The organism is Rhodococcus sp. NPDC059968 (assembly GCF_042738615.1).
Taxonomy (GTDB): Bacteria; Actinomycetota; Actinomycetes; order Mycobacteriales; family Mycobacteriaceae; genus Rhodococcus_F.
Genome location: NZ_JBHWUE010000180.1, coordinates 1 through 10,357 on the forward strand (window position 1 = coordinate 1; position 10,357 = coordinate 10,357).

Sequence of the window (10,357 nt, forward strand, 5' to 3'; positions counted from 1 at the left end):
CCGTGTGCGGGAGAACCGCATGCACGGAATCGAGGTGGCGGGGGCTGGAAACGGAACGCACGTACTGCGTCACCGCGCCAGTTCCCGACCCTATTCTAACCTCTCGCTGAAGCCCAACCCAGAGTATCTCGACCCTCGACCCGACCGCTCACGCACGGAGCAAGACTGTGGCCGCGAGAAGCCGCAAGCCAATGGGCGCAGAGCGGTCGCGTCGCCGGTAGCGCTCCGTCCGAAGTGGGCGGCACCGCAGGACTATCCCGCCAGGACCGCCGCAGCCGTTCGGGACCCGGATCGGTGGTGGCTGACCGATTCGGACGAGTCGCTCGAGTCTGGGTGCGGACGAAGCAGTACCTGTGGCGGATACCATCGCGCCGGCCCCGCTCAACGAAGTGGGGTGTTTGCGGCGCGGGTACGGGTGGGTCCAACATCGATACTGCTATTCACCGAGTGCAGGTGCAGGTCCTCGCGGCGGATGGTCGGTGCGGCAGATAGCCTGCACGTGCGCATAGTACTGCGCCGCGGGGTGGACAGACGGGACGGTCGGGGTGGGTATTGAGCACGCAAGAACACTTGCCCGCGCCGAGATGGTCCTGGGTCGGTTCCGGAAACAGCATTGAAGTGTGATCAAGAACTCCGCTTCTGAGACCGCAAAATCCGTGGCGCCAACATCGACAAGCGGGTCTCGTGGCACAGGATCTCGGCGACACGCTCTCGCCATGCCGTTCCGCACGTTCAGAACGCTGCCCGGTTCCGACCAGAGGTAGCGTCGTCCATCAAACGCACACTGTGCCAGGCATTCAGATTGATTCGTGCAGAGCGAAACCCACTCCACGCATCGTCCGGATCGCAAGTGGGGCCCCGATCGACGCGAGCTTTCGGCGTAATGAACAGATATGTGCACCGACGACGTTGGTGGTGGAGTCACATGCGATTCCCCATACCACTAACAGGAGGTACTGACGTGAGAGGACGCGATCGGCGTTACGGATGAAGACTGATAGCAGATCGAGCTCGGTCTTGGTGAGCGCGATCTGGAGTCCGTCGTACTCGACGGTGCGACAAACCTCGCACACCGACAGCCGCGTACCTCGTGTCGTGAGCGGTGTGACCCTTACCCTACTGAGGGTGGAACGCACCCATGCAATCACTTCCCGGGCGGTTACCGGTACGTTCAAGACGTGGTCCGCGCCGGCATCGAGTAGCGCGATCCGATCATCGTTGGAGGCGAAGTCGCCGATGACGATCAGCGCTTCGTCGGACCGAGTGGTGGTCAAGATCTCGGCAGCCGCCAGCCTGTTGAGGTGGTGGGATCGAATGCCGACGATCGCAACCTCCGAAGGTAGCACGCCGGCTCTACGTAGGAGATCCACGTCGGGTCCACCGGCATCCGAGTCGATGAGCAACACGCACGAGGGCGCCGCAGCCGGCTTCGGCAAAGGCTCGGATCCGCATGAACGACAAGTAGTAGGGTCGCAAGGGTTCTGGCGATGCCGACCGGTCGGTAGAAAATCGTTGATCAGCTGACCCTGCCGCGGGCTCCAGCGGCCATGATCCGCGCTCTCGTTTTGGTCGATCTCGTTCTCGGGCATTGTCACCGCTCGTTCTGGCTGTGAGCTGATAATCGTTCTCGGTCGGTCTATACGCGTTACAGGCGCGACGACGCAGCCGCGACCACACCGGAGTAGCCGCGACCGCACCGTAGTAACGGTCATACGGTTTTGAGCCCGCTCGGCACGGCGGAGCGCAACTGCCCCGCGGTACGACGGTTTCCGACAGCGGTGTTACACGTACCGAGTCGGTTTCAACGTGGCGCGACCGCGCGACGTGCCTCGATCGAGGACGCCTCGGATCCGAAGTGTGGTATCGCACGGAAGATTTGGTTGGCCAAGGGGCTGGTCGGGAGTGTACATCGGTGATTGCCGCGGTCGCGAGATGTAGCTAGTCGCGCCCGGGGCCGACGGGTGGGCCGCTTCCGATCGGCAGGTTCGGAAATGCCAATGGAATATCGGTACCTGCAGGTCAACAGGGTGTAACCGGAGATTCGGTGACGTTAGAAGCGCACTCGGCGAGCGCGCCAAATGATCTGATCAAATGACTAGAGCGTTTGGCCAAGGCGATCGGACAGGTATGAGGCTGCCGGACGGTTGCGAAGGCCCTGCCGGTGTTGACACATCCAGTTTGGCCAATTAACTTGACCGAATGACCAAGTCGGTGACTTGACTCACGTGTGCGGAAGGGCGTGAGGGCAGTCACCGGAAGCAGATGCTCATGCAGAACTGGACCCGAAGGAAGTCCGCTGTTCACTGGTCGACACGAATGGCTACCGCGTCGATCAACCGTTATCCGATGTTCCACCCCCTTGAAAGTGCAGCTCTTGCGAGACAACTACGGCCTGTCATCGTCAGGACAGGCTTGGAGGATCCAGCAATGATCGAAAAACCGTCATCTGCCATCGCTGGCGAGACCGAACTACCTGGTCTTGATGAAGGGCATCTGAGTCGAACTCAGATCATCTCGCTCGCTCTGGCGTCGTTCATCCCTGCCGTCGCGATAGCGACCTTCCCCGTGATTCTCGTGGCCACGGCAGGCAACGGTAGTTGGCTCGCTTCGCTGATCTCCGCGATTGCAACAACCTGCGTCGGTTTTGCCGTAATCACGTTCGCTAAGCGGTTCGTTGCCACGGGATCGCTGTACTCGTATATCGCCGCGGTCTTCGGTCCCTGGGCGCGCTACCTGGTGGCCGCGACCCTGTTCCTGGGATACCTCGCGCAGATTCTGTCGATGCTGTTGATCATCGGCCTCTACACAGGAAGCTTCCTACTCTCGGTGGGTGTCGACTCCGGGCTGGACCACGGAACCCAGATCTTGATCTACATGGTTTCCTCAATCGTGGTCATTGCGGTGACGTGTCGGGGTCTGGACACGTCGGTCGTCGTTGCGGTATCGCTCACCGTGCTATCGCTACCGTTGATGCTGCTGATCACCGGCGCCAGTGCGATCCATACAGGACTTCATCTGGGTGAACAACTCTCACTTCAGGGCTCGACCCCCAGCGCAATCATCGCCGGCATCGCGATTGGTGCTGCCTTCGTCGTCGGCCTGGAGAGTTGCGCGGCCCTCGCGGCGGAAACCAAGGATCCCACCCGCAACGTCCCCGCCGCAGTGATGAGCGTCCCGGTCATCCTCGGCGTCGCGTATCTCGCAGCAACATTCCTTCAGGTCCCCGGCCTGATGCAGGCGTCGGCCAGCATTGAGGCCGGTGTGTCCGGACCTGCCGCCCTCGCCCAACAGTCGGGTCTGGGAGAGTGGCTCGGACAAGCATCGGATCTCGTCCTTGCGATCGCTACCTTTGCTTCGCTAATTGGGTTCGCTAACTACGGTTCCCGATTCGCTGCGACGCTGTCGGCGGACGGACTTCTGTCGAGTCGTTTTGCGCAGATTCACCGCCGCCTGCACAGTCCCGTCAACGCTATCCTCCTCACGGTAGGTGCCGGTCTCGTCGGGCTCGTGATCATGGTCGCGTTGAACCTGGGCTCGCCTTTGACTATCTACTCCGCTGTGGCGACGCTCGTGGCGTACTTTTGGGTGATTCCCTACGTCCTGATCTGCGCCGGCGCTGTCCGGTTGGTCGCGCGCGAGAAGACGCTAAGTGTGGGTCTGGTTATCGCGTGCACCGTCGGCGCCCTGACGATGGCATGGTTGCTCGTCAGCGCAATCATCAACCCACCGCCGGCACCGATCGACGCCATGTCTTATGTGTTCGTGATCGCCACGCTGGCCTTGTCGGCGGCCTTCGCGGTCGCCGGACGGAGGCGTGCCCGGCGCTCCGGGAGATCACCGAAACCACGCCCGGCCGCCCCTGATCCAGTCTTATAAGATCCCGGACCCCACCAAAGAACAAGCAGGGACACGCCCATCGGGCGTGTCCCTGCTCACGCGATGTCGCCATCTATGGATATTCCGGTTCAACGTCCCGCTGAAGAAGAAGCTCGTGACGATGCGCCCAGGCGCTGCTCCAACCGTGGTGCACGGTCTCGATCCCATCGAAAGGCAGCTGTGTGAAGCCGCCAAATCGAAAACTACGTCTCATCTTCCGGTTCGCGAGTACCCGTGGGTGCGTGTGTGCCCATGATTGATGCGAGGAACTCGGATCGAGCCGAACACCTGCCAGCATCCACCCTTCGTCACCGACGGCCCCGGAACTCAGGCCGCCGCAAGACCGTGTCGCCCGAAGGTCGGTTAACCGACAGGGGATTGTGGATTGTTGGACCAGATCTGCTTCGGAAACGCGGTGAAGGCGAGCAGATCTACCCTGGCCGCATCGAGGTGATCGGCGCCCCTCGGGAGCCTCTCCGACAAAGCATCGTTCACTCGATGATATTGAGCATGAACAGAATCGGCGTCCACCTGGTGGTAGACGGAGTGCGGGAGCACTCGCACCTAGGGCCACGCGTTCTTCGGTGTCTGGAACGTGAGATTCGTCGAATATCGTGTCCGGCAAGCTTGCCAAGCGGATCCTGGCAGGGTGGTGCCGATCGCGGGCACGAGACCGGCGTGCAGGTTGACCACCCGCCCGTTCCCCCGGACGTCCATCACCGGGGCGTCGGCGGCGATGAACGTGTACAGGCCGGCGTCGAGCGGTCGGCTGCGGAATGCCACGACCTGGGCGTCGAGGTCCTTGGCTGTGACGGACACCGGCGATCTCGACAGCGAGGTGATGCTGAGGGAATCGACGAATTTCTCCATCCGTCGGGTCTAGACGCGAGTAGGTAGCAGGTAGCAGGTAGCAGGTGGCCACCACCGAGGTCAGGGCACGTTCGGCACGATTGCGGCGCTTGCAGCAGCGAGTCTGGGAAATGCGAACCCTGCCATAGCGTGGGGGATCGCGATGTCGAGAGTGCCTGCACGGGTATCGAAGTCGCGGTGTCGGTACCCGTTGCGGCTGTTGACGCGGGCCTCGGAGCGTTCACCGAAACCGGCCCCGCACTGGCTGTCGGCCTCGGCGCCCGCGGCGCAGCAGGTCGGGGCTGGCGTCGGTGAGGTGGGGCCTTGACCCCGGTTCTTGGACACGCTGAATCCAGCACCTGCTGGGGAAGTGAGATGATCTTCAGTCATGTCACGCAAGAACTACTCGGAAGAGTTCCGGTGCCAGGCGGTCGAGTTGTACGAGTCCACGCCGGGAGCAACGATCCGAGGTATCTCGGCTGACCTCGGGGTCGTGCGCGGCACCCTGACAGGCTGGATCGAGCAGTACGGGACCGGCACCAAAACCCACGTCGACGGCACCCGGGTGAACACCCCGTCACGGCCCCACAGCCAACGCCTGGGCGCGGGTGACGCACCAGAGACCGTCGAGCAGAAACTCACCCGCCTCGAAGCCGAGAACGCTGCCCTACGAGCCGAGACAACCAAGCTCACCACCGAACGCGAGATCCTCCGCCAGGCGGCCAAGTATTTCGCCGGGGAGACGAAATGGTGAACCGCTTCCGCTTCGTCGCCGACCACTCCGACACCTACGAGGTGAAGCGGTTATGCGAGCTCGTCGAGATCGAGCGCTCGTCCTACTACGCCTGGAAGTCCGCTGCGCCGACGAGGGCCGCTCGCGCCGAGGCCGACGCGCAGCTCGCCGCACGAATCCGGGTGATCCACACCGAGGACAACACCTACGGAGCCCCGAGGATCACTGCCGAGCTCAACGACGGTGTTGCTGCGGACGAAAAAGTCAATCACAAGCGGGTCTCCCGGGTGATGCGCGAGAACGACATCGCCGGCTACCGGCGCCGACGACGGGTCACGACCACCGTCCCCGAACCTGCCGACCGGAAGGTGCCCGACCTGCTCGAGCGGGATTTCACCGCCGACGCACCGAACCGCATCTACGTCGGCGACATCACGTAATGGGTGAGTCGGACCAACGATCCGACACGCACAACGCAACTGGCAGGGGTCCCTGAGATATTACCGATCCGGGCGCAGTCTGAGCAGTGAGCCGCTGGAAGGTGATCATTGCTGTGATGGCATCCGACTGTGTGAGAGGTCTGAAGGTAGACGGTGACCCTGCCAGTCGCTGGGGCACGTGATCGGCTTGTGAGATGCCGCGCCCGAAGAGCGCTTCCATTAGGTCGCCGCACAACCCCCGAGCTCACAGCAGAATACGCCGCTGGACAGGAGGTTGTACATGAGCATCAACTGCGGGATCGATTGGGCCGAAGTGCATCACGATGTCGCCCTCGTCGACGAGAACGGCACCGTCGTCGCCCGGAAACGCATCGACACCGGCACAGCGGGATTGACCGCGCTGCTGGAGGTAATCGCCGAGAGCGGAGGCGCACCCGGCACCACCCCTATCGCGATCGAAACCGACAAGAATCTGCTCGTCGTGGCCCTGGTGGAAGCAGGATTCACCGTATACCCGATCAACCCCCGTGCGGTGGCCCGCTACCGCGAACGCCACGGACAGGCCGGCGGCAAGTCCGATCCGGGTGACGCCGCGATCCTGGCGAATATTCTGCGCACCGACCGAGCGATGCACCGTCCGATGCCCGCGATCAGCGAACACGGCCGGGCGATCAAGGTCCTCGCCCGTCAGCACCAGGAGGCGATCTGGGCGCTGCATCAGACCATCAGCCGACTACGTTCTGTATTGCTGGAGTTCTATCCTGGTGCACTGCAGACATTTCCGAATTTGAAGCACCGCGCCGCGGTCGCGGTGCTCTCCGCGGCGCCCACCCCGGCATCGGGTCGCGCCCTGACCAGACGCAAAGTTGTGGCGCTCCTGCATCACAGTGGCCGACGCAACGACCCGAACCTGGTCGAGCGGATCCTGCGGGAGCTGAAGACGCCCGCGCTCAGTCAGCCGCCGCAGGTCGAGGAGGCGCTCGGTCATGCTGTCACCGGTCTGCTCGCCGTCATCGCCTCGATGCAGCAGTCCGTCGACAGCCTGGAGAACGCGCTGGGTCGCGAATTCGACAGCCACCCCCTCGCGCCGATCCTGCGGTCGGCTCCGGGTCTCGGTCCGATTCTCGCCGCCCGGGTCCTGGCCGAGGTCGGCGACGATCCTGCACGGTTCGCGACGGCGAACGGGTTGCGCGCGTTCGCCGGCACTGCGCCGATCACCCGAGCCTCGGGCCGATCGCACTACGTCAAGGCGCGAAAGGTCCGCAACAAGCGACTCGGCGACGCCTGCCACTGGTGGGCGTTCGTCACCCTCACCAAGTCAGCGGGTGCACGTGCCCACTACGACAAACGGCGAGCCGCCGGCGACCACCACAACGCCGCGCTGCGCAACCTCGCCAACAAGCTCCTCGGGCGCATGTGGTGGTGTCTGCAACACAACGAACCCTGGGACGACCACGTCGCCTGGCCCGACCATCAGATCCCGTCTCAGCCGGCGGCTGCTTGACATCTGACCCGCGTGGGATGTCTACTGGTCGACTCGTTTGCTGGGCTGCGGGATACCGCGGGCGCATCTGCATGTGGTGCGCCGGGACAATCCGAACGGGGCGTGGGCCAAGTCCCGCCGGCAGCGGGTGGTGCCGCTGGACTTCCTGGTGCTGCTGGCTGTCGACGGCTACGAGTTCGAGCGGTGTGCGGTGCCGCGGGCAGCCGAGTCGGATTTCTTGCTGGTCAACCTGTTTCGGGAGCCGATCGGCGCGCCGATGCGCCCGGACGCGATCAATGAGGTGATCGCCGCGTGCTCGCGGAGGGCCGGGATCGAGCATGTGACTCCGCATCGGCTGCGGCACGCGTTCGGCAGCAACCTGGCCGATGCGGGCAGCAGCCTCGACGAGATCGCGGCCCTGCTCGGGCACGGCTCGATGAGGTCGTCGCAGGTTTACCTGCATCCCGACCCGGCCCGGCTGCGTGAGGCCGTCGACCGGGTCCGCAGCCCCCGCGAGCTGGCCGGGACCGACCGGTGAGCGCCGTCGAGGCGGCGGGGGCGGCCGCGGTCAGCATCGGCGGGGCGCACGTGTTCGCCGACACGAGCATCGACCGGACCGCCACGGCGATCGCCCGCGGTGATCGACCCGGCCTTTCTCGCCGAGGCCGGATGGGACCCGGCGCGGCGAGTGCTGTCGTTCGCGCCGGGGCATCCGCTGCTGGGCCGGTCCGTCTGCCGGGCCGCGGACTGTTTCACAACCGCGCCGACAGCAGGGTGGATCTGCGCCCCGTGCCGTCGCCGGCTGGCCGAACACGGGCTCGGTGACCACGAGATCGGCGCACTACCGGAGCGGGGTCGTGGGCGGTCGGGGCTTCCCCCTGAGATGTGGACACCAATTCCTATGCGGCGGTGGCCAGCGTAGCCGATCGCTGCTCGTACTCGATCGGACAGATCTGACCGAGCGTGGAATGCCTCCTTCTCGTGTTGTATCGCGTGATCCAGCGGAAGACTTCGGCGCGCGCCTCACCCGCACCGTTCCAGCACTTCCGTCCCTGCAGCGTCTCCCGTTTCAGCGACGCGTTCAACGATTCGGCGGCCGCGTTGTCCGCCGACGTCCCGACCGCACCCCGGGACCGGGTCACCCCCAGCTCGCGGCACAGGTCGGCGAAGTCCTGCGAGACGTATTGGGCGCCGTTGTAGGAGTGAAATATTGCTCCATCGAGCCCGGTGGCACCGCGGGCGGCGGCCGCCGCCCGCAGCGCGTCGGTGACCAGCTCGGTGCGCATGTGTGGGGCGATCGACCACCCCGCCAGCCGTTTCGAATTCAGGTCCAACACCGTTGCCAGATACAGGAAGTCACCGTCCCCGATGGGCAAATAGGTGATGTCGCCGACGTATCTGGTGTTCGGTGCGCTCGCGGTGAAATCCCGCCGGATCAGGTCCGGAACCGGGGTCGCGGACGGCTCGGGGACCGTGGTGCGGACCGTCTTGCGCAGGTGCACGCCGACGATCCCGTTCTCCCGCATCACCCGTTCCACCCGCTTGTGGTTCACCTCGATCCCGGCATCGCGCAGCTCGGCCGTGATGCGCGGGGCCCCGTAGGTGCCATCGAAATCGTCGTGAATTTCGCGGATCCGCGTCGCGAGCTCCTGGTCGGCGCGGGCGCGTTCGGCGCGGGCCGGTGCGGCGGCCCGCCACCGGTAGAATCCGGACCGGGACACCTCGAGGATCTGGCACAGCCACTTCACCGGAGCGGTGTCGCGGTGGTCGTCAACGAACAGGAAGCGGCTCACCAGTTCGTCTCGCCCGCGAAATATTTTGCGGCCCTGCGCAGGATCTCCCGCTCGGTCTCGAGCTTCCGGACCTGGGCCCTGAGCTGCTTGTTTTCTTCCTCCAACACGGACTCGGATGGTACCTCGCCGGCAGATGCTGGCCTCCGGGACCGGTCGGCGGCCACGGACACACCGGTGCGCCTGCGCTCGGCCCGCACCCAGGTGCGCAGCGTCTCGCGGCTGACCCCCAGGTCCTTGCCGATGCCCTCGAACGTGTGGCTCGGATCGGACAGATACAACGCGACGGCATCGGCCTTGAACTCCGCCGAGTACGCCTTCATCACCATTTGTGACATCACTTCCTCTGGGACCTCACGACCCAGTGTTCAGGATGTCCTCACTCTGGGGGGAAGCCCCAAGCACGACAGCCGCATCGGTTCCGGCACCGCCGCCCACAAGTCCTCCAGCGCCTGCGGGTCGCAGCGGACGCGGGCCGCTTCCACCCAGTCGATCGTGGCCTCGTCGCGCCCGCCGGTCACGAGCCGGACTCGGTCCGGTCGTCGCGGTGCGCGCCGACTCGCCAGCCGCCGGTGACCGCCTTCCAGTCGGCGGCAGCCCGCATCTCGGCGTCCTCGCTCACGTGCGCGTAGGTGTTGAGTGTGGTCTGCACGTCGACATGTCCCAATCGTCGACTCACCACGTGCACCGGTACCCCCGACAGCAACAGCGCCGTGGCGTGGCTGTGCCGCATCCAGTGCGGCGACCAGGCCTGCGGCACCTGCCCGGACAGCTCGCGGCGCAGCCGGTCCACCAGGTCGTAGACGGACTCCGGTCGCCACGGCGCGAACCGCGGTTCCCGGTCGAGGTTGACGAACACGCAAGTGCCGTCGAAGTCGTCGGTGGCCAGATCGGCGCCGGCCTCGCACAACCGCCAGACGTACTCGCCGTAGAGGCGGTCCAGCTCGTCGGAGACATACACCCGCCGGTAGCCGCTCTTGGCCCGCACCTCGTGCGGGTGGTCTCGGGCGACGACCTCGACGTACGGGGTGTCACCGCACCCGGTGTGCCAATCGCGATGCTGCAACCCGAGCGCCTCACCCAACCGAACACCTTCTCCGGGGGTCATGGACCTGTTGCATGATGTCGCTCGTTCTGGGTGATCTTGCGGGTGGTGCGGCGTTTCTCCGGGGGTGTGGTGCTCGTG

General features: G+C 64.9%; 7 protein-coding genes and 2 pseudogenes. 5 read left to right on the forward strand and 4 right to left on the reverse strand.

Translation table 11 applies throughout. The annotated features are described in order from the left end of the window. Window positions 1–797: 797 nt before the first annotated feature. The gene (locus tag ACFWAY_RS51620) at window positions 798–1,406 is read right to left on the reverse strand and encodes a winged helix-turn-helix domain-containing protein (RefSeq protein ID WP_378516234.1); all 609 of its coding nucleotides are present in this window, start codon (window positions 1,404–1,406) and stop codon (window positions 798–800) included. Between the two features lie 1,021 nt (window positions 1,407–2,427). Between ACFWAY_RS51620 and ACFWAY_RS51625 the strand changes: the two genes are divergently transcribed. After that, on the forward strand, window positions 2,428–3,876 hold the full coding sequence (locus ACFWAY_RS51625) for an APC family permease (RefSeq protein ID WP_378516235.1): 1,449 nt from the start codon (window positions 2,428–2,430) through the stop codon (window positions 3,874–3,876). 363 nt (window positions 3,877–4,239) lie between these two features. Here the strand turns inward: ACFWAY_RS51625 and ACFWAY_RS51630 are convergent. Continuing rightward, window positions 4,240–5,115 (reverse strand): annotated as a pseudogene (locus tag ACFWAY_RS51630) (transposase). Between ACFWAY_RS51630 and ACFWAY_RS51635 the strand changes: the two are divergent. The 4 genes and pseudogenes from ACFWAY_RS51635 to ACFWAY_RS51650 all read left to right on the forward strand — a co-directional run. Next, window positions 5,114–5,895 (forward strand): annotated as a pseudogene (locus ACFWAY_RS51635) (IS3 family transposase); the annotation flags it as partial. The pseudogenes ACFWAY_RS51630 and ACFWAY_RS51635 overlap by 2 nt on opposite strands. Before the next feature lie 283 nt (window positions 5,896–6,178). Further along, on the forward strand, window positions 6,179–7,402 hold the full coding sequence (locus tag ACFWAY_RS51640; RefSeq protein ID WP_378516236.1) for an IS110 family transposase: 1,224 nt from the start codon (window positions 6,179–6,181) through the stop codon (window positions 7,400–7,402). A 73-nt stretch (window positions 7,403–7,475) separates the two neighbouring features. Further along, window positions 7,476–7,919 carry a tyrosine-type recombinase/integrase gene (locus ACFWAY_RS51645; protein WP_378516237.1) on the forward strand — a complete coding sequence of 148 codons (444 nt, stop codon included), beginning with the start codon at window positions 7,476–7,478 and terminating at the stop codon, window positions 7,917–7,919. Continuing rightward, window positions 7,916–8,206 (forward strand): hypothetical protein, encoded by a 291-nt coding sequence (locus ACFWAY_RS51650; protein ID WP_378516238.1) that lies wholly within the window; start codon window positions 7,916–7,918, stop codon window positions 8,204–8,206. The genes ACFWAY_RS51645 and ACFWAY_RS51650 overlap by 4 nt, the downstream gene beginning before the upstream one ends. Before the next feature lie 74 nt (window positions 8,207–8,280). Here ACFWAY_RS51650 and ACFWAY_RS51655 read toward each other — a convergent pair. Then, window positions 8,281–9,500 (reverse strand): IS3 family transposase gene (locus tag ACFWAY_RS51655; protein WP_378516240.1). Its coding sequence is split into 2 segments (ribosomal slippage): window positions 8,281–9,191 and window positions 9,191–9,500, totalling 1,221 coding nucleotides; the frame shifts between segments, so codons are not numbered across the junction. Window positions 9,501–9,688: 188 nt separating this feature from the next. Next, window positions 9,689–10,279, reverse strand: coding sequence for a tyrosine-type recombinase/integrase (locus ACFWAY_RS51660; RefSeq protein WP_378516239.1), 591 nt, complete (start codon window positions 10,277–10,279; stop codon window positions 9,689–9,691). Window positions 10,280–10,357 lie beyond the last annotated feature (78 nt).

What these genes read in the sequence shown, in the direction of transcription:
- ACFWAY_RS51625 (WP_378516235.1), top strand. Translation starts at nt 2,428, where the DNA reads ATGATCGAAAAACCGTCATCTGCCATCGCTGGCGAGACCGAACTACCT.
- ACFWAY_RS51640 (WP_378516236.1), top strand. Translation starts at nt 6,179, where the DNA reads ATGAGCATCAACTGCGGGATCGATTGGGCCGAAGTGCATCACGATGTC.
- ACFWAY_RS51660 (WP_378516239.1), bottom strand. Translation starts at nt 10,279, where the DNA reads ATGACCCCCGGAGAAGGTGTTCGGTTGGGTGAGGCGCTCGGGTTGCAG.